Source organism: Lentibacillus songyuanensis, assembly GCF_039548255.1.
Lineage (GTDB): Bacteria > Bacillota > Bacilli > Bacillales > Amphibacillaceae > Lentibacillus_C > Lentibacillus_C songyuanensis.
Map to the genome: position 1 here is coordinate 78,047 of NZ_JBCLVH010000002.1, position 20,277 is coordinate 98,323.

Genomic DNA, 20,277 nt, shown 5'->3' on the forward strand with positions numbered 1-20,277 from the left:
GTAAACGAACGATATGGCCGTTTAAAAAAAGCGATATACAAAAATCAATCAAGACCATTTCACTCCGATTACGCCATTGATATCCTGAAGCAGTTTTGTTAATTCCCCTTTATCTATCTTTTTCTTCTGCTCTATTTTAAACCGAATGGTATACCACTTCTCATCTTCTGCGTACCTTGGCTTCACATCAAATTCTATTACGGTTATGTTCCGCTCAATTAATTTATCGGTTATCATCTGCACGTTTTCTTTTGTTTCTGATTCAATACTTAAATTCGATGCTTCGGGAATGGCAAATTGAAATATTCGTTTTAACGATTCTAAGCCAATTAATACGAGCAAGGTACCAAAAATGCCAATTTCATACATTCCCCCGCCGATCGCCATACCAATTGCCGATGTTGCCCATATTCCGGCGGCTGTAGTCAGTCCATGGATGGATTGACGCTGTACAAGGATCATTCCAGCTCCAAGAAAGCCAACCCCACTCACCACTTGAGCAGCGATCCGACTCGGGTCCAGGACAATTTCACTTTCTGTTAGGATATCACTAAACGCATATTTCGAAATAATCATAATGATTGCGCTGCCGACTGCAACAAGAAAATGGGTCCGAAGTCCAGCTTCCTTAAACCGCTTTTCCCGCTCAAGTCCAATAGCCGAGCCCAACAAACCAGCCAGAACAATACGAATTAAAAATTCATAATTCAACATACCTCACCTCATTCCTGAAAAAAGGTACCAGTTAGCACTCTGCCAGACCGATAGAAAAAAGGGACAGAAAACCATCACTTCCTGTCCCAACCACTGTCTCCAATTTATTTGTTAAACGTATCCAACGCATGTTTAGCCGCGCGTTGTTCTGCTTCTTTTTTGGTTCGTCCAATTCCGCGCCCGGATACCTTTCCCCGAATCGTTACTTCGGAAACGAACTCCTTATCGTGTGAAGGGCCTTTTTCTTCTACAATATTATAGTCTACTGACGAATTACGGTATTGCTGAACTAATTCTTGAAGCTGGCTTTTATAATCCATCGCATGCGAAAAAGCACCAGTACTCAGTTTCGGAAAAATAAACGCATTCATAAACGTTAATACCGCATCAAACCCCTGATCTAAATACAATGCACCAAGAAACGCTTCAAATGCATCAGCAAGCAATGCAGGGCGTTCGCGTCCACCTGTTTGCTCCTCACCTTTACCCAGCAATAGATAATCGCCAAAGTGCATCTCGCGTGCAAAGTTGTATAAGGAGGCCTCGCAAACAATTGCTGCACGCATCTTGGTCATTTCGCCCTCTGGCATTGTTTTATTTTTGCGATATAGGTATTGGGATACAGCCAGTTCAAGAACAGCGTCACCCAAATATTCCAATCGTTCATTATCCGAGGATACCTTGCCTCGATGCTCATTCACATAGGATGAATGGGTGAAAGCCAACCGCACTAAAGAATGATCGTGAAAGGTAATATCCAATGTTTTTTCCAGTTTTGCTACATCCATCATCTCACCTGCTTCAAATCAGTTAGGTTTTAAAAATACATAGAAAGTCCCGCATCAAGCGAGACTCTCTCCTCATAAAAAATAAATGGCAATAATTATGATTGGGTACTGTTTATGTAGTTAACAGCATCACCTACTGTATTAATTTTTTCAGCTTCTTCATCAGCAATTTCCGTGTCAAATTCATCTTCCAGTTCCATGACAAGTTCAACAACGTCCAATGAGTCTGCTTCAAGATCATCTTTGAAAGAAGCCTCTAGTGTTACTTTTGATTCTTCTACATCAAGTTTTTCAACAATGATATCTTTCACACGATCAAATACGTCTGCCACACGTGTTCACCTCCTTTCAAGGGTACTTGTTCAGAGCCTTTCCCAGCTTAACATAGGCCATACACATTGAAAAGTCATTCATTTCATTTTGCCCTCTGCTCTGTCACCCCTGGCTTCAGAGGCTGGCGGACTTCCCTCCCAAGCTCGAAAGCAGTTTACTTTCGGCTTTCCTTTCTCTTGAACAGGTCAGTCCAGTATACGCTCCTTATCAGTCGCCTCTGCTTTTCTCTCTACATCACCATTCCGCCATCAACATGGATGGTTTGTCCAGTGACATAGTTGGCATCATCTGAGGCCAGAAAACGGACGACTTTCGCTACATCTTCGGCCTCACCCAGTTTACCAAGCGGAATGAGATCATGCATCCCTTTACGCTGTTCATCTGTCAATGCATCCGTCATATCAGTTGAAATAAACCCAGGTGCAACTGCATTAACAATAATATTCCGCGATGCTAATTCTTTTGCAGCTGTTTTCGTTAAGCCAATAACACCTGCTTTAGCAGCGACATAATTGGCTTGTCCAGGATTTCCACTTACACCAACGATCGACGCGACATTAATGATTTTCCCACTTCGCTGCTTCATCATTTGTCTGGTAACAGCCTTGGTGCAAACAAATACACCTTTTAGATTGGTGTTAATAACTTGATCAAATTCCGCTTCTTTCATACGCATTAATAAGTTATCACGTGTAATTCCGGCGTTATTAACGAGAATATCAAGGCTTGCAAATTCATGGATCACCTGTTTTACCATTTCCTTAACTTCTGTCTCATTGGCCACATCAGCCTGAACTTTAAATGCCTGAACACCTAATGCTTTTATTTCTTCGACAACTGCTTGAGCTTTCTCCTCATTACCTGCATAATTCACAACGACATTGGCACCTTGTTTAGCTAATTCTAACGCAATCGCACGACCAATTCCGCGTGATGCTCCTGTAACTAAAGCATTTTTTCCTTCTAACAACATCAGGATTCCTCCTTGTACCAGGAAATAAACGCATCCAATGCTTCTTGATCCTGAATGGCAAATGTTTTTGTTCGCCGGCTGATTTTCCTTACCAACCCACTTAACACCTTGCCATTTCCCACTTCCACAAATGCATCAATACCTTCGTCCAGCATATGCTGAATGGACGCTTCAAAACGAACAGGAGAATAAAGCTGTTTAAGTAAAAGTTCTTTCATTTCATCATTATCCGTGACTGGCGCTGCCGTAACATTGGCATAAACGGGAATACTTGCTTCTGTAATGGTAACCTCATCCAGTTTCTTGGCAAATTGTTCATTGGCAGGCTTCATCAGCCGGGAATGAAATGGTCCACTAACATTTAATGGCAGCACACGCTTTGCACCATTCTCTTTTAATTTCGCCGTCGCTTGCTCAATTCCTGCTTTTGTGCCGGAAATTACAATTTGACCGGGACAATTCAAGTTAGCGATATCCACCGCTTCCTCATCTGGGAACCCTTGTATAACTGCCTCAATCTCTTCTTGCTTCATACCTAATACAGCAGCCATTGCTCCCTTGCCTGCGGGATAGGCTTCTTCCATCAGCCGGCCACGCGCATTTACTAATGGCAAAGCCTCCTCAAGCGCTAAAGCTCCTGCTGCAACCAGGGCACTATATTCACCAAGACTATGCCCTACCGTCATTATTGGTTGAATTTCTTCTTTTATTAACAAGGTGTGGGTTGCTATACTTGACAGTAACAATGCTGGCTGGGCATGTTCTGTTAGCGTTAACGTTTCCTCTGGTCCGTTAAACATAATGTCCGTCAACGAAAACCCTAATGCCTTATCTGCATCTTCATATAATGATTGTATTTCCGGATAGCGATCGTAAAATTCTTTGCCCATTCCAACAGTCTGTGACCCTTGTCCCGGAAACATAAATGCTACACGTTTCACTTATTCTCCTCCTTTGTTAATCCCTGCAGAAATAATTGTTTGCTTAATGGTATCTGTTACACGATGATCAATCATATGGCACGCCTGTTTAATCGCATTAAACACTGCGCGTTGATTAGATGAACCATGAGCTTTGATAACCGGAGCTGCTAAACCAAACAAGCCGGCACCGCCATATTCTGAATAATCCAATTTGGTTTGCAACCCTTTTAAATCCTGTTTTACCATGCCAGCAGCAAGCTTTGTTTTAAAGGATGACATAAACGTCTGTTTCAACATGGAAAACATGGAAAGCGCTGTTCCTTCCACTGTCTTCAACGCGATATTCCCGCTGAAGCCGTCGGTCACCACAACATCGGCTGCACTATCAAGAATATCTCTGGCTTCAACATTGCCGATAAAATTTACTGGCGCTTCTTTTAGTTGGGCAAATGCTTTTTTGGTAAGATCGTTTCCTTTCCCATCTTCTGTACCAACATTTAAAAGTCCAACTGTCGGGTGATGAATCGAGCGAACCTTTTCCGTATAAATCGACCCCATAATGGCATATTGTACGAGATGATGGGCTTTGGCATCTACATTTGCCCCTACGTCCAATAGTAAAAAACCTTTTCCATCAATGGTTGGCAACGTCGGGCTTAATGCCGGCCGGTCAATTCCTGGAATGCGACCGACAACAAACAATCCCGCACTCATCAATGCACCGGTATTCCCCGCTGAAATACAGGCATCCGCACGTTGTTCCTTGACTTCTTTGGCCATCAAAACGAGCGAGGAGTTTTTTTTACGGCGCACAGCCCGGACTGGTTCATCCTCTCCCGTAATAACTTCTGTCGTGTGGATGACGTCAATCGACTTGTCATTCGTTAAATATGGGCTGATTTTTTCCTGATCCCCGATTAACGTTATTTCTAAACTATCGATTTTGGCGACAGCCTCCATCGCACCAAGTACCATCTCTTTTGGTGCATGGTCGCCCCCCATCGCATCAATTGCTATTCTCATGTTGACCTACTCCCTTTTATACCCGTTTAACAAACGCTAAACGGTTGTTTCCCGCCGCCTTAACGGGTGTAAGACCCCCACTGAATGAAGTTTCACCTTATGCTTTGTCAGTCATTTGACCGATACATATGAAATAACCCGGTAAACACGATTTCATGGTCAACAAAACTATTAACACGTACTGTCGTTAGGCCATTATCGTTTACTTCTTCTACAGATGCTTTTGCAATCACACGTTCCCCTTCGACAACCTGCCTGGTAAATTTCAATTCGGATTTGGCAGTTAATGCTAGATCGTCATCGATTACTGCAACAGCAAGGGAATTAGCCTGGGCAAATAAATGATGTCCACGGGCAATTTTATTTCGGGAAAAAACATGTTCCGGTTTGATATTTAAAATCGAAATAGCTCGTTTATCCAGTTCTAAATCAATTACTTCACCAATTATCTCATCCAACGGTAATGCTTTCACCGTTTCATTCCATTGATTTGTTGCCACAGAACGGATCCGCTCCCGCAATTCCGGAATAGCAAGCTCCATGCGATCCAAGCGAATCGTTTGAATACTGACAGTAAATATTTGCGACAATTCTTCATCGGTGATAAACGGTGTATGTTCAATCGTTTCTTTTAATAACCGCTGTCGTTCTGCTTTCGTACGTTTCATCTGGGACACCATCCACTACTTTTGAAAAACTTTTATCTTCTAAGACTATCTATGTACCAAATTCCATATTTTCGCAAAGTGACACTTCAATCAGCAGGGATTTTACTCCCCATTAAGAGTGAGAAAAATTAGGACTTGGTACTAATAGTAATATATAATAGCACAATTTTTTTTGCAAGAATTTACGCACCGCCAAGATTTTCCTTGCTAATCAAGTTTACCCGAGAAAACATCGTCGGCCATGAGTGTTGCTTTCAATCGTGCAAACGCCTCATTTTCTAGCAAATTCGCTTCAATGATTTCCTGTGCATCATTTCTGGCTGTTTCCAGCGCCCGATAATCATGGATCATATCAGCAACTTTAAATTCTGGAACACCACTTTGTTTTTTACCAAAGAAATCTCCTGGACCACGAAGCTGTAAATCCTGCTCTGACAATTCAAAACCATTATTGGTTTCCGTCATAATGCGCATCCGTTCTTTGCCGATTTCCCCTTTTGGTTCTGCTATTAAAATGCAGTAGCTCTGTTTACCACCACGACCGACGCGTCCCCGGAGCTGGTGTAATTGAGACAGACCAAATCGTTCAGCATCGTAAATGACCATGATGGTGGCGTTGGGAACATTGACACCCACTTCGACAACGGTAGTTGATACCAACACTTGAATTTCGTTTGCCGCAAACTGTTTCATGACTGCATCCTTTTCATCCGGATGAAGCCGGCCATGCATCAACCCAACCTGAATCGACGGCGGATAAAATGCCGCTAATTGATCATATAGATCAACTGCATTTTGAATATCCAATTTATCGGATTCCTCAATTAACGGACAAATAACATAGGCTTGTTCACCATGAGCAACCCGCTTTTGAATAAACTGCAGCACGTGGTCCAATGTGTTTTCCTTCGCCCAGTAGGTCTCAATCTCTTTTCTTCCCGATGGCATTTCATCAATCACAGAGACATCCATATCCCCAAATGCAGTAATGGCAAGTGTCCGTGGTATTGGTGTCGCAGTCATAAATAAAACATCCGGATGCAGCCCTTTGTCACGCAATGTCCGCCGCTGCTCGACACCAAACCGATGCTGTTCGTCAACAATCACTAATCCTAAATCAGCAAAAAATACATCATCCTGTATCAAGGCATGCGTTCCTACAACAATATCTACCTCCGCTGCCTCGATCGCTGCCAGAATTTCGTTACGCTTCTTTCCTTTCACTGAACCGGTTAACAGGACAATCCGTGCCTTCTCCTGAAACAACTCACAAAGCGATGCATAATGCTGTTCTGCTAATATTTCCGTAGGCACCATTAACGCACCTTGTCTGCCTGCTGTAATGGATCCATACAAACAAATTGCTGCTACCGCCGTTTTTCCTGACCCAACATCCCCTTGCAGCAGCCGGTTCATTCGATAAGGAGATTGCATATCGGTTAAGATTTGGTCAAGCGAACGTTTCTGCGCATTCGTGAACGAAAATGGAAATTGATTCATGAATCCCGCGAGCTTTTCTGAATTATATTGTTGAGCGTTACCGTTTGTTGCTTCCCGCTTTACCTTGCGTAATAGTTGCATCTTTAATTGAAACAACAGAAACTCTTCATATGTAAAACGACGACGCGCATGCTTTAACTGGACGCGATCTTCTGGAAAATGCATTGTCCGTAATGCGTGTCTCCGATTTGGCAGCTTATAAGCATCCAGGTAATTCGCTGGTAATATCTCTTCTACCTGGTCTTCGTAATCTCCAAAGGCTTGTTTGATTGCCTTTTTTAATTTTATATTCGTCATATCCCCTTTTAATGAATAAAATGGTTGAATGGAAGCCTGATTGGCTGCCGGACCTTTCTTATAATTGCTGACTGTGATTTGCAGCCGGTGTGCATCCCATTTTCCAGTCAATGTCATCACATCATTTGGCTGAATTTGTTTTTTAGCAAAGGCACGATTAAACATCACCACTTTAATTGCCACATTCTCAACTTCCATTGTGAACACGAGCCGTGATTTGCGCTTCCCGTAAAAAGTGAGGGAAGGGGGGTGAATCACCGTCCCCTCAATGGTCACCTTATCATCATGGATTAACTCCTGAAGCGGTTTTATTTCAAACACGTCATAACGATAGGGAAAATAAAACAGCAAATCATCCACCGTATAAATACCGAGTACAGCTAGATCTTCTGCAAACTTATCTCCTATGCCTTTCAATGTATCTACTGTATCTGCTAACATGTTAATCACTCTTTCACTGCAGCCAAGCCAAAAATCTTCTCTTTCATCGCCTGACCTGTCGGAGTTGCGGCAAGCCCGCCTTCACCAGTTTCCCGTAATGCGGAGGGCATTGTTTTACCGATCCGGTACATAGCTCCAATTACTTCATCACATGGAATACGGCTGGTGACGCCTGCAAGTGCCATATCTGCTGAGACAATGGCAAGCGAAGCACCTCCTGCATTTCGCTTGACACATGGGACTTCTACTAATCCAGCAACAGGATCGCATACCAGACCGAGCATGTTTTTTAATGTCATAGCAAATGCCTCCGCAGACTGTTGGGGTGTACCGCCAGCCATTTCCACAATTGCAGCCGAAGCCATTGCTCCTGCTGAGCCAACTTCCGCCTGACAGCCGCCTGCAGCCCCGGAAATAAATGCATTATTTGCAACCACAAAACCAAATGCCCCTGCTGTAAATAAATAACGAACCATTTGTTCCCGTGTTGGATGTAATTGATTTTTTACTGCAAACAGGGTTCCCGGAACACAGCCGGCACTACCTGCTGTTGGCGTTGCACAAATGGTTCCCATCGCTGCATTTACCTCGTTAGTTCCCATTGCTTTACTAACTGCATCAAGTAACAAATTCCCTGAAAGCGGCTTTTTCTCACGCATATAGTTTTGAATTAAAACGGCATCCCCGCCAGTTAAACCGGTAACCGATTCCACACCTTCCAGCGCCTGTTCGATTGCCTTTTCCATCACATGAAGATTGTTTTCCATATGTTGATAAACTTGATCACGGGATAAATTCTTCACATCCATCTCTTGACGGATCATGACCTCAGAAATCAATATATTATCTTGCTTAGCAAGCGCTACTAATTCAGCAACTGTTCGAAACATAGAAAAACTCCTTTCGAATATCCTATTTAAGAAACTATCTTGGAGATTTGATTGATATGATCAGCATTCTCCAATTCCTGCAAAATAGGATCCTCAACATTCTGGTCTACTTCAATGACCATTAGTGCTTCTTTTCCGACGTCTTTTCGATTGACTTCCATATGACCGATATTAATCTCGTATTTTGCCAGGATTTTGGTGACCGAAGCAATCGCGCCAAATCGATCATTATGCATAATTAAAATAGCCGGATGATTACCAGACAACCGTAATTCAAATCCGTTTAACTCGGTTATTTCTACTTTCCCGCCACCAATGGAGATACCGACTAATTCTAATTCTTCCGTATCATTTCCAATAATTAGCCTTGCTGTATTCGGATGTTCAGCCTTAGCATCGTCTTCAATGAATTCTATTTTTATATTTTTCTCGTTCGCAAGTTCCAGTGCTTTGCTCATTCGAGGATCATCCGTGTCAAATCCAAGCAGTCCGCCAACCAAGGCAAAGTCTGTCCCATGACCTTTATACGTTTTGGCAAAGGATTCATATAAGTGAACTTTCGCCCATGTTGGTTCCTCACCAAACAAATTGCGGGCAGCCTTCCCAATCCGGGCAGCTCCCGCTGTATGTGAACTGGATGGCCCGATCATTACTGGACCAATAATATCGAATACCGAATTATATTTCATTACGTTCCCTCATTTCATCTAGCCTTCCTCTATTATAGCAAAAACAACAGTAAGATTCATTGGTAAATGAAAACGTGCTCGAAGTGGTTAAAAAAGGGTAATCTTCAACAAAGAAGCTGAGAGATAAGGGAAACTTTCTACACTAAATACGAACGTTAACAGGATCGGAGGTTTAGAATATTACTCTATCAAGTGGATTAATAATACGTAGTTGATGGAAAATGCGACGTAGTGACAATTTTATTACATGACACTCGTTCTATTGGAAGAGGAGTGCTAATGCCGCCGTCCGGGTGAGGGGAGGGCGGAGTATTCTGACGGAGCGAATGTAAGCACCAATCTTCCATTAGAACGGGGGAAGTGCCCTCAAAGAAATTATCACTATGTCGCAGTTTATCTGAATTATCAACAATCCGAGATACTTCATTGCTCAAACTTTATACGTTTACTCACTTACAAAAAGAAAAATCCGAACTAATGCAAATTCCAATTGAGGAAATTTAAATCATTGTTCGGATTTCTACCTAACTAAACACTTTTGTTGTTTAGGAAATTATAAATTTTATTTGCTTGAACCACTTTTCACCTTTGTATGAATTATTCAACAGACAAAATATACGAGTAAATTGGTTGTTTCCCATTATGCACTTCGATTTCGATATCCTCATAAGCAGCTTCAAGATCGTTTACTAATGCTTCTACTTCAGCATCACTGACATCTTCCCCTTGCAAAATAGTCAAAATCTCATCGTCCGCTGTAATCATTTCCGCTAACAAAGCTTTTACAGTTTCTGCCTTATCTTGATGAGTTGCCTTAATTTTGCCATCAGCAATTCCCATAAAATTGCCATTTTCAATCGTTATCCCGTCAATTTTTGTGTCACGGACAGCATATGTAACCTGTCCCGATTTCACCTGTCCGCTTGCCTGTTCCATTGTCTCTTTATTTGCCGTTATGTTTTCTCCAGGATGAAATGCTAACATTGCACCAATCCCCTGTGGAATCGTTTTTGTTGGCACCACTTCGACATTTACTTCAGCAAGTTCAGCTGCCTGTTGAGCTGCCATGACAATATTTTTATTGTTCGGTAAAACCAAAACGTTTTTGGCATGCGCTTCGATGATTGCATCGGTAATATCCTGAGTGCTTGGGTTCATGGTTTGTCCACCTTCAATAACGACGGTTGCTCCAAGACTTTCAAATAATTCCTTAACGCCACTTCCCATTGCCACGGTAATAATCGCAAACTCAGCCTTCTCTTCTGAAGGGGTCTTTTTATTTTTATCTCCGACAATTGCCGTGTGCTGTTCACGCATGTTTTCAATCTTCATATTAATCAAGCTACCATATCGTTGACCAATCGTTAATACATTCCCGGGATACTCAACATGAACATGAACCTTGGCAATTTCATCATCAGCGACGACGAGCAATGAATCCCCGTGTTCACTTAATTCATTTCGAAATTCCTCTTCGTCAAATGGATGTGCGGCTGTTTTGTCGTTCTCGAACTTAACCATAAACTCGGTGCAATACCCGAATTCGATGTCAGATGTATCCATAAATTCCTGTGCAAGCTTGTGATGCTCCGCATTAACCATTTCATCCATTTCAGATTCGCTAACCTCTTCTTCCGGCAGTTCTTCTCCTTTTAGGGATGCTAAAAATCCTTCATAAATGGTAACCAGCCCTTGGCCACCTGAATCGACCACCCCAACCTCTTTTAGCACCGGCAATAGATTGGGAGTACGTTTTAACGACGCTTTAGCCTCCGCGAGCACCTTATCCATTAGAACAGCAATATCGCTTTCCTGTTTCGCTTCCGTTACAGCTACTGCCGCAGCATCTTTGGCTACCGTTAAAATGGTTCCCTCCACAGGTTTCATAACTGCCTTATATGCGGTCTGAACCCCTTGTTCGAACGCATTCGCTAATTCTTCGGCTGATAACTCCTGCTTTTTCTCCATACTTTTGGCAAAGCCGCGAAACAGTTGTGATAAAATAACCCCTGAATTTCCACGCGCACCCATTAGGAGGCCCTTGGCAAAAGCATTGGCCACTTCCGAGATAGCATCCGTACTTACTTTTTTTACTTCGCCTGCTCCAGATGTCATCGATAAATTCATATTGGTTCCGGTGTCTCCATCAGGAACCGGGAACACATTTAATGCATCAATTTTTTTGGCGTTATTCGTTAAATGGTGTGCTCCAGAGAGTACCATTTGTGCAAATGTCTTGCCATCTAACGCTCGTACCATACCTGTACTTCCTCCTTCACTAAGCCCAAACATTAACCCTTTTTCATCCTGCCGCTGTATATATAAATGGAATAATAACAAGTTCAAACGTTCAACCACCTGCATGTTCGATGGTGGTATAATCAATTGGCAGTTTAAACATACCTGAAAAGGTTAATCTTTGGCGACACGAACTCCCTGGATATAAATATTAACAGAGTCGATCGATAATCCTAATGTTTGATTTAATGTATACTTTACTTGTGATTGAACATTATGTGCAACTTCTGATATTTTTGTGCCATAACTTACAATAATGTACATGTCAATATGCAACCGGTCCTCTTCTTGCCTAACGATAATCCCTCTTGAAAAATTCTCTTTTCGGAGCATTTCTGTAAGACCATCTTTGATTTGATTTTTCGAAGCCATGCCAACAATCCCGTAACATTCAATTGCTGCACCCCCGGCAATTGTTGCAATAACATCATTGGTAATTGTAACATGACCATCATTTGTATTAAGCTCTATGGACATAATAATCCTCCTAACAGGCTTATATCTTATGGATAGTTTACTACAATCCACTGACTTTTGAAAGTGAACCTCTTGTCTCAATTTACACCCTTCTAACAATGAATGAAATTAAATCATCTGTCAAGATTTTTAGCTTGATACAAGAAGATTAACCGCTATTAAAACAGACCGGCCAAAAGCACCGGGTCACTAGTCAACATTCACGCATGTACCTGTACAGTCGTAAAAAAAATAAATTGCATTATGAAATTACTTGTGATAAATTAAGTTAGTATGAAAAGATTGTTTTAGATGACACATGTAAACAGTAAGGAGGGATTTACATGTCAAGAAAGTGTGTTGTTACCGGACGTCAAACGCGTAGTGGAAACCAGCGTTCACACGCAATGAATTCCAACAAACGTAATTGGAAAGCTAATGTACAAAAAGTTCGTATTATGGTAGACGGCAAACCAAAACGTGTTTATGTATCTGCACGTGCCCTTAAATCAGGTAAAGTGGAACGCGTTTAATATACAGCTTCAGACATTAGTGTAAAAAGGCATCCGCCGTACGGATGCCTTTTTCATAGATAAGAAGGTATAAAAATCATGACGCTTTTCTGCCCGTGCCAAAGTTAGCCTCGTTCAGTTCCAGCGATCGATGAAACTGCTCCTTCTTAACCGACGTATCAGAGCGCAGTCCATCCCACTTTATTCTTTCCTTTGTAAAAACAAAAAAAGTAGCTCCTGCCAAACAATTGACAAAAGCTAATCCCTTTCTCATTTTTCTTTCTTAAATACACCAATACAAACTCGAACTAATCCGCCAATAAATCTTGGGAGTTTAATCGTATAAAATTTCAATGAGTCCCCTCCTCTAATAACAAACAAAGCCTAACTATTCTTTGGAATCGTTTCTTTCGTGGCGTCACGACTCTTTATTAGTAATAGTATGCCTTCTTTAAACGAAAAAGTACCATTTTTTAAAAGAAGCTTGTTTGATATACAGCGAGTAGACCCCCAGGTAATTGTTTGATCAGCAAGTGGATATTCAAACCCTTGTAATGTCAGTCCCTTCACGTCTTTAGTAAAGGGAACAAACGACAGAAACGGATAGGTGTCATCCTTTACAACGGCATGTTTACCAGGCTTTACCATGGTCAGCAAGTTATTATTCTCCACAATAAACCCTTGTATTTTTCGTTCCATAATAGAGTATAGTGTTTGGATGTTAATCAAGGAATGATCCAATCTCCCACCCGTTACATTAAATAAATAGATCTTCTCAGGTGCATATTCATATGCTTTACCCAAAGCAAGTTCCAAATCTGTCCAATCTTTTTCAATTGGATATGGGATAAATGTGCGTGAATACTGCTTTACCTGTGCACATTCATCTTTATTAAGCGAATCAAAATCACCAATTGCAATATCAGGGGTATACTGATTCTCTATTAGCAAAAAGGCACCCCGGTCTGCTCCAATCCAAATATCGATATCCTTAAATATGGTAAGATCGGGGGTTAATATTGCTGGGCCGTTCCCAACTATTGCTACCGTTGTCATTGCACATTACACCCATTCGTTTGTTGCATTACGAAGGTCTTCCACAGCCTGTTTCCGATCCGCTTTGTTAAAAATTGCGCTGCCTGCAACTAATACATTTGCCCCGGCATCGGTACAGCGCTTGGCAGTTTCTGCATTCACACCGCCATCTACCTCAATTTCAAAATTCAACCCAAGTTCCTTCTTCCATAATGCCACCTGGTTGATTTTTTCTACAACAGCGTCAATAAACGCTTGCCCACCAAAACCAGGATTTACGGTCATTAATAAAACTAAATCTATGTCTGGAAGAACGCTCTTAATCATTTCGGCTGGGGTTGCCGGGTTAAGAACAACTCCGGCTTTTACGCCTTGATTTTTAATTAATTGTATCGTTCGGTGGAGATGCACACACGCCTCCTGATGAACCGAAATAATCGAAGCCCCTGCATTGGCAAATGCCGGAATGAATGTATCCGGCTGTTCAATCATTAAATGAACGTCCAACGGCAGTGACGTCTTCGGTTTAATTGCCCCCACAATCAGCGGACCAATCGTAATGTTCGGAACAAAATGGCCATCCATCACATCTACATGGATATAATCCGCCCCTGCTAATTCCACATCATGAATTTCTTCTCCAAGCTTTGCAAAATCGGCTGAAAGAATGGAAGGTGCTAATTTCGTCATTGTCTTAATACCTCGGCTTTCTCGAATTAATTTCCTGATAAAACTGTACGTAATGTTCATATCGAAATGCTGGTATCTCACCGTTTTCAACAGCTTGTTTAACAGCACATTTTGGCTCTTTATAATGCATGCAGCCACGGAATTTACAATTCTCTTTTCGTTCGCGAAATTCCGGAAAACAATTAGCTAATTCTTCTAGGTCAATATCATTAAAATCAAGGGAACTAAAACCTGGTGTATCAGCAACTAACCCGTCGTAAACCTCCAAAAGTTCAACATGTCTGGTTGTATGTCTTCCCCTCCCCAAACTCTTGGAAATATCTGCTGTTTTCAATAACAACGACGGATTCAACGCATTGAGGAGCGATGATTTTCCTACACCTGATTGTCCAGCAATCACCGTTACCCGATTGGCGAAGTATCCTTGCAATCGCTCCAATTCATCTGGATCCTTGGCTGATAACAATTCAACAATGTATCCGATTTGCTGATAATCTTTTTGAAACCTAGTTATTTCCCGTCTTTTTTCATCATCGATGGCATCCATTTTCGTAAAAAACAGTACCGGCTGAATTCTTTTAGACTCGATTAATACGAGGAATCGGTCTAATAATAGCGGGTTCAAATCAGGCATAGTGGCAGAACTAACAATCATTGCTTGATCGATATTGGCAATAGGCGGACGCACCAATTCATTTTCTCTTGGTTTGATTTCTTGGATATAGCCTTCCTCTGGATTACTTTCATCAAACGATACAAAATCACCTACAAGCGGCGTGATCTTTTTATTGCGAAAAACACCACGGCCCCTGCACTGAAAAATACCGTCTGCTGTTTGAACATAATAAAATCCGCTTAATGCTTTAATAATTCTACCATTGGCCATTTAGTCACCCTCTTCATACGTAACCGTCTTATTAATTACGACCTCATCATCCCGCATCACTTTATACTCTGCTTTGTCATCCGGAGCAATGGTTAATGTAATTGTAAAATCTGTATCCTTCGAAATAGCTTCCTGTTCAGCGACATCCGAGATGGAATGATTCATGTCATCAATATATATTTTCACTGTTTGTTCTTCCGACTTTTGCTTATCGTCATCCTGATGGTCGTCCTTTGGCTCTTTTGGATTATAGGAAACGGTAAAGTTAATTGTTTTTGATGCAGGTGATTTTTCTTTTGGACCGGTTGATACATAAACATCAACCGCCTCTCCTTCACCTAATTTTGATCCGGGTTCAGGATCTTGTTTGATAACTTCCCCTTTTGGTACAGAATCGGAATGTTCTTCTTTGACATTCATTTTAAAATTCTGCTCATTCAAGTATGACTCAGCTTCTTCTTTAGTCATCCCCTTCAAATTGTTTAACGCGGTTAATTCCGGCCCATTACTGTATTCAAAAATAACGCGTGTCTCACTAGGAACCACATCCGTATCCGGTGTTGGCTGAATTTGGGTCACAATTTGCCCCTCAGGCTCATCCGAATATTTCCCATACCCGATAACCTCAAATCCTTCTTCCTCCAACATGGCTTCAATTTGGCTAAAATCCTCGCCTACATAATCATCAAAAGCAGTTGTTTCTTTGCCCTGACTAACAAAAACCGTGACCGTTGAATCCTCTTTCACTGTTTTACCTGCGTGTGGATCCGTTTTGACAACGACGCCTTCATCTACGTCATCATCATACATCAGTTCTTTTTTGTGCTTCAAATTCAACTTATCCAATTCGGCGACCGCATCATCATAATCCATATCGGCAACATCCGGTACATCGACTTCCTTTGGTTGCAGTAGTACCGGGATCACGACCGCTGCTGCAATAGCCACGAGCAATAATAGAAGAAAGATAAGCCACTTTTTCTTTTTCTTTTTTTTGCTTTTTTTAACCTTTTTTTCTTTTTTCTTGTTTTTCTTTTTCTTATCTGAATTCGCTGCTTCTTTTTCTACATAAGGTTTTGTATTACCACCTGTCTGATGAACGATCGTATCCTGATTGACGGAGTCCCCAATTTGATCATCGGTAATAATTGGAATTGCTTTGGTTTCTTCACCGGCTTCAATTGGTGGTACATACCTTTCTTCATTTATCTTGTCAGGATCCAAAGCTATGTCAAGCGCTGCTTCCATTTCATATACGGTCTCATACCGATGAAATGGGTCTTTTGCAGTTGCCTTAAGGACAATATTCTCAACACTTTGCGGGATATCCTGATTAAACCGCCGGACAGAAGGTGTATCGTTTTGTAAATGCTTTAGAGCTATAGCAACTGGAGACTGACCGGAAAACGGCAAACGACCAGTTAATAGCTCATACAACACAATTCCAAGTGAATAAATGTCCGATTTCTTCGTAGCTGACCCGCCACGTGCCTGTTCCGGAGATAAATAATGAACGGAACCAAGAATCGAATTGGTTTGGGTTAATGATGTCGCACTCAATGCAACTGCAATCCCAAAATCGGTCACCTTTACTTGACCATATGTATCGATCAGAATGTTTTGCGGTTTAATATCCCGATGAATAATTTCATTTTCATGTGCATGCGTAATAGCAGAACTTATCTGTTTCATAATATCCAATGACGTCTGAACATCAATTGGGCCATATTTTTGTATGTATTCTTTTAATGTCATGCCATCTACATATTCCATCACCATGTATAAAATATGGTCCTCTTCGCCTACATCGTAAATATTAACGATATTTGGATGAGAAAGACTTGTTGCTGATTGAGCCTCTCGATGGAATCGGGCAATAAACTCGTCATCATTGGCATATTCTAAACGCAGGACTTTGATGGCGACATCACGATCCAGAATAATATCTCTGGCCAAATAAACATTCGCCATCCCACCACCGCCAATTGTTTCTTTAATCTGGTAGCGTTCATTTAACAGGCGTCCGTTCATCATGATGTTTCACCTTCCTCTGGGGAAACATCATGTTGGATGAGAATAAGCGAAATATTGTCTTCGCCTCCTAATTGATTAGCTAAGTTAATCATTTGCTGGCCCGCCTGCCCCATTTCAACATTGCCATCCACAAAGCTGGATAACTGTTCATCCGTTAATTTGTCCGTTAATCCATCAGAACATAGTAATAGTCGATCCCCATGCTCCCATTCCAGGCTTTGAACATCTGGTTCTACCTGCTGTTCGGTCCCTACCGCCTTTAATACCACATTTTTTCGCGGGTGATTCTGGGCATCCTCTTTGGAAACTTGACCCGCTTTCACAAGGGCATTAACAAGCGAATGATCCTCGGTAACCTGACTAAAACCATGTTCATTTGCAATATAACACCGGCTGTCACCAACATGTCCCACCGTGAAAAAGTCCGGCGTACAAATCGTGATAACAATAGTCGTACCCATCCCTTGACATTCAACATGAGATTGCGCATGGTCAAAAAGGCTTTTATTCACCGATCGAATCGTTTCAAATAGCCAGTTTTCCATTTCTTCAGGTGTTGTGAGCCCGCTTACTTCTTCCCAATTTGTTTGTATATTATTAATCGTCATTTGACTTGCAACGTCTCCTGCTTTATGACCGCCCATACCGTCTGCGATAACAGCTAGAAACTGCTGATCAGCATTAAAAAAAATGCCGCCTGAATCTTCATTATGATCTCTAACTTTCCCCCGGTCGGTCAAAAATTGTCCTTTCAACATCACTCACCCCTTAAAAACCAGATGCTATCACCATTTATTACCTATATTATGACATGAAATAACCAATAATAGAATATTTTCCATCACTTTTTTCGAAATCTCGTAAGAAAAAAGCCGTCTGTTTGGAATGTTTGCGGAAAAATTTGTAATCCCGACTGACTTATCCCTGGTGAATCCCGCAAAACCTCTGGCAATTCGGCAAAAAAGGCATCATCAATTACAACATCCGGGTTGTCTTGCAGAAAGGATTGCACAACTGCTTCATTCTCTGTTCGATCTACTGTACATGTGCTATACACCATTTGGCCATCTTTTTGCAGAAGTGGTACGATTGACTGTAAAATATTTCGCTGTATTTCCGCTAGTTTGTCAATATCAGCTGCTTTTTTATTATATTTTATCTCCGGTTTCCCACGAATGACACCAAGTCCAGAACAAGGAGCATCTACTAAAATACGGTCAAAGCTTTCTGAGGCATGACGGTCCCCCAAACGTCTGGCATCTGCCTGGTCAGCTGTAATAATCGATAAATCCAATTCTACTGCTTTTTGTTGAACAGCTTTTGCTTTCTTAGCATGAAGATCATATGCATACAATCGTCCTTGGTTTTTCATTTTTTCAGCAATATGTGTCGCCTTCCCTCCAGGTGCACTACAAGCATCAAGTGCATCCATACCAGGTTTTACATCAAGCATTTCACCAACTAGCATGGAACTTTGATCCTGGATGGTCACGAATCCATCCTTAAACAGATCTGTTTTTAAAATATTGCCGCTGTCGATAATAATTCCCTGATCCGAAAATGCTGAAGGCCTTGTCTGTAATCCCTGCTCCTGTAATAACTGCATTGCCTTATTACGTGATAGCTTAAGGGGCTGCACACGAACGGATATTGGTTTACGCGTAATATTTGCTTCACACATTTGTTTCGTCAACTGTTCACCATACATGGCGATCCAACGTTCTACAAGCCATTCGGGATGACTGGTTTCGATGGCAATTCGTTCTACTGTATCACTTAGTGATGCTGTATCTGGAACGCCTTTGCGCTGAATATTGCGAAGGACACCATTTACCAGTGAAGCAATACCCTTGTGACCGCGTCGTTTAGCTATATCTACTGCTTCATGAATAATAGCATGATCAGGGACCTTTGTTAAATAAACCATTTGATAAACGGACATCCGTAATAACATCCAAACCCACGGAGCGATTTTTTTCCTGGATGGAACGAATGAATCCAGATAAAAATCCAGTGTTAGTTTACGCTGGAAGGTTCCATACACAATCTCTGTCAAAAGCCCCTCATCTTTCGGCTGAATAGTCCCTGCTTTAAGCGCATGATCAATGACCAAATGACTATATGCCCCATCTTTTTCCATCCGCAATAAACTGTCGAGGATCGTCTCTCTTAATTTACTCATGCGCCTTATCCCCAAGTATCACACCAGACTGGATACGGTTTGCAGCACCACGCAAGTATTCGTCTACCGTCATACGTTTCTTCCCAGCTGGTTGAATTTCTGTCACTTGAATGGCCTGTCCATTGCCGCAAACAACCGTAAATGCTTCTTTGCCAACCCGAACGATTTCACCAGGATCTCCCTGATACACTTGGTTATCCGGTTCTCCCCACCAAATTTTCATCTGTTGATTAAAATAGCTCGTAAAAGCTACTGGCCAAGGATTTAAACCTCTGATTTGGTTATACACCACATCATTTGGTTCGGTCCAGTCAATTTTTTCTTGTTCGCGTTTAATATTGGCAGCAAACGTTACCAAGGATTCATTTTGCGGTTGTGGTGTAATAGTCCGGTTTGCCAATTTAGGCAACGTTTCCAGCAACAAATCGGCACCAGCATGTGATAATTTATCGTGTAAAATACCAACGTTATCATCGTCGGCAATAGGCACCGTTGTCTGGGTTAAGATATCACCGGCATCCAGTTTTTCAACCATATACATGATCGTTACCCCGGTTTCCTTCTTTCCTTGTAAAATAGCGTAATGGATCGGGGCACCACCACGTAATTCCGGCAACAAGGAAGCATGAACATTAATACAGCCAAATTCCGGTACTTGCAGTAAATCTGCTGGCAGGATTTGTCCATAAGCAGCTGTTACAATCAGATCCGGTTGACAATCAATAATCGGCTGAAAATCCTGTTTTAATTTCTCCGGCTGAAAAACAGGAATCGCAAACTTTTGTGCCGCTTCTTTCACCGGGGAGGCAGTAAGAATTTTTTTTCTTCCCTTAGGCCGGTCCGGTTGGGTTACAACTAAAACAATTTCATAACCGGCTTCAACCAACGAATCCAAAACTGGCACCGAAAAGTCTGGTGTTCCCATAAATACAATACGTTTCATTA

The 20,277-nt window shown here is 41.7% G+C and carries 21 protein-coding genes; 1 reads left to right on the forward strand and 20 read right to left on the reverse strand.

Features of this window, described 5'->3' with window-relative positions:
• Positions 1 to 48 precede the first annotated feature (48 nt).
• The 12 genes from WMZ97_RS02395 to WMZ97_RS02450 all read right to left on the reverse strand — a co-directional run bounded on the left by WMZ97_RS02395 (position 49) and on the right by WMZ97_RS02450 (position 12,014).
• On the reverse strand, positions 49 to 714 hold the full coding sequence (locus WMZ97_RS02395) for an MgtC/SapB family protein (RefSeq protein ID WP_343270460.1): 666 nt from the start codon (positions 712 to 714) through the stop codon (positions 49 to 51).
• Between the two features lie 104 nt (positions 715 to 818).
• Positions 819 to 1,502, reverse strand: coding sequence for a ribonuclease III (rnc, locus tag WMZ97_RS02400; protein ID WP_343270787.1), 684 nt, complete (start codon positions 1,500 to 1,502; stop codon positions 819 to 821).
• 95 nt (positions 1,503 to 1,597) lie between these two features.
• Positions 1,598 to 1,834 carry an acyl carrier protein gene (gene acpP / locus WMZ97_RS02405; RefSeq protein WP_343270461.1) on the reverse strand — a complete coding sequence of 79 codons (237 nt, stop codon included), beginning with the start codon at positions 1,832 to 1,834 and terminating at the stop codon, positions 1,598 to 1,600.
• A gap of 230 nt (positions 1,835 to 2,064) precedes the next feature.
• The gene (fabG, locus tag WMZ97_RS02410) at positions 2,065 to 2,808 is read right to left on the reverse strand and encodes a 3-oxoacyl-[acyl-carrier-protein] reductase (RefSeq protein WP_343270462.1); all 744 of its coding nucleotides are present in this window, start codon (positions 2,806 to 2,808) and stop codon (positions 2,065 to 2,067) included.
• A complete protein-coding gene (fabD, locus tag WMZ97_RS02415; RefSeq protein ID WP_343270463.1) occupies positions 2,808 to 3,749 on the reverse strand; it encodes an ACP S-malonyltransferase in 942 nt (313 codons plus the stop codon). The genes fabG and fabD overlap by 1 nt, the downstream gene beginning before the upstream one ends.
• On the reverse strand, positions 3,750 to 4,754 hold the full coding sequence (gene plsX, locus WMZ97_RS02420; protein ID WP_343270464.1) for a phosphate acyltransferase PlsX: 1,005 nt from the start codon (positions 4,752 to 4,754) through the stop codon (positions 3,750 to 3,752).
• Positions 4,755 to 4,861: 107 nt separating this feature from the next.
• Positions 4,862 to 5,422: a transcription factor FapR gene (fapR, locus tag WMZ97_RS02425; RefSeq protein ID WP_343270465.1), complete on the reverse strand. Its 561-nt coding sequence runs from the start codon at positions 5,420 to 5,422 to the stop codon at positions 4,862 to 4,864.
• A 207-nt stretch (positions 5,423 to 5,629) separates the two neighbouring features.
• Complete coding sequence (gene recG / locus WMZ97_RS02430) at positions 5,630 to 7,660, reverse strand: ATP-dependent DNA helicase RecG (RefSeq protein WP_343270466.1); 2,031 nt, start codon at positions 7,658 to 7,660, stop codon at positions 5,630 to 5,632.
• Positions 7,661 to 7,665: 5 nt separating this feature from the next.
• Complete coding sequence (gene sdaAA / locus WMZ97_RS02435; RefSeq protein WP_343270467.1) at positions 7,666 to 8,550, reverse strand: L-serine ammonia-lyase, iron-sulfur-dependent, subunit alpha; 885 nt, start codon at positions 8,548 to 8,550, stop codon at positions 7,666 to 7,668.
• A gap of 26 nt (positions 8,551 to 8,576) precedes the next feature.
• On the reverse strand, positions 8,577 to 9,239 hold the full coding sequence (gene sdaAB, locus WMZ97_RS02440; protein ID WP_343270468.1) for an L-serine ammonia-lyase, iron-sulfur-dependent subunit beta: 663 nt from the start codon (positions 9,237 to 9,239) through the stop codon (positions 8,577 to 8,579).
• Positions 9,240 to 9,836: 597 nt separating this feature from the next.
• Positions 9,837 to 11,498 carry a DAK2 domain-containing protein gene (locus WMZ97_RS02445; RefSeq protein WP_343270788.1) on the reverse strand — a complete coding sequence of 554 codons (1,662 nt, stop codon included), beginning with the start codon at positions 11,496 to 11,498 and terminating at the stop codon, positions 9,837 to 9,839.
• A 153-nt stretch (positions 11,499 to 11,651) separates the two neighbouring features.
• Entirely contained in the window at positions 11,652 to 12,014 is a 363-nt protein-coding gene (locus WMZ97_RS02450; RefSeq protein WP_343270469.1) for an Asp23/Gls24 family envelope stress response protein, read from the reverse strand.
• Between the two features lie 323 nt (positions 12,015 to 12,337).
• Between WMZ97_RS02450 and rpmB the strand changes: the two genes are divergently transcribed.
• The gene (gene rpmB / locus WMZ97_RS02455) at positions 12,338 to 12,526 is read left to right on the forward strand and encodes a 50S ribosomal protein L28 (protein WP_343270470.1); all 189 of its coding nucleotides are present in this window, start codon (positions 12,338 to 12,340) and stop codon (positions 12,524 to 12,526) included.
• Between the two features lie 249 nt (positions 12,527 to 12,775).
• Here rpmB and spoVM read toward each other — a convergent pair whose 3' ends face one another.
• The 8 genes from spoVM to fmt form a co-directional block, all read right to left on the reverse strand.
• Complete coding sequence (gene spoVM / locus WMZ97_RS02460; RefSeq protein WP_343270471.1) at positions 12,776 to 12,886, reverse strand: stage V sporulation protein SpoVM; 111 nt, start codon at positions 12,884 to 12,886, stop codon at positions 12,776 to 12,778.
• Positions 12,887 to 12,889: 3 nt separating this feature from the next.
• Entirely contained in the window at positions 12,890 to 13,561 is a 672-nt protein-coding gene (locus WMZ97_RS02465) for a thiamine diphosphokinase (protein WP_343270472.1), read from the reverse strand.
• A 6-nt stretch (positions 13,562 to 13,567) separates the two neighbouring features.
• A complete protein-coding gene (rpe, locus tag WMZ97_RS02470) occupies positions 13,568 to 14,230 on the reverse strand; it encodes a ribulose-phosphate 3-epimerase (RefSeq protein WP_343270473.1) in 663 nt (220 codons plus the stop codon).
• 4 nt (positions 14,231 to 14,234) lie between these two features.
• Positions 14,235 to 15,116, reverse strand: coding sequence for a ribosome small subunit-dependent GTPase A (rsgA, locus tag WMZ97_RS02475; protein ID WP_343270474.1), 882 nt, complete (start codon positions 15,114 to 15,116; stop codon positions 14,235 to 14,237).
• Positions 15,117 to 17,150 (reverse strand): Stk1 family PASTA domain-containing Ser/Thr kinase, encoded by a 2,034-nt coding sequence (gene pknB, locus WMZ97_RS02480; protein WP_343270475.1) that lies wholly within the window; start codon positions 17,148 to 17,150, stop codon positions 15,117 to 15,119.
• Positions 17,147 to 17,908, reverse strand: coding sequence for a Stp1/IreP family PP2C-type Ser/Thr phosphatase (locus tag WMZ97_RS02485; protein WP_343270476.1), 762 nt, complete (start codon positions 17,906 to 17,908; stop codon positions 17,147 to 17,149). The genes pknB and WMZ97_RS02485 overlap by 4 nt, the downstream gene beginning before the upstream one ends.
• A gap of 83 nt (positions 17,909 to 17,991) precedes the next feature.
• Positions 17,992 to 19,332: a 16S rRNA (cytosine(967)-C(5))-methyltransferase RsmB gene (gene rsmB / locus WMZ97_RS02490; protein WP_343270477.1), complete on the reverse strand. Its 1,341-nt coding sequence runs from the start codon at positions 19,330 to 19,332 to the stop codon at positions 17,992 to 17,994.
• Positions 19,325 to 20,275: a methionyl-tRNA formyltransferase gene (gene fmt, locus WMZ97_RS02495; RefSeq protein WP_343270478.1), complete on the reverse strand. Its 951-nt coding sequence runs from the start codon at positions 20,273 to 20,275 to the stop codon at positions 19,325 to 19,327. Before fmt ends, rsmB begins: the two co-directional genes overlap by 8 nt.
• Positions 20,276 to 20,277: the final 2 nt, after the last annotated feature.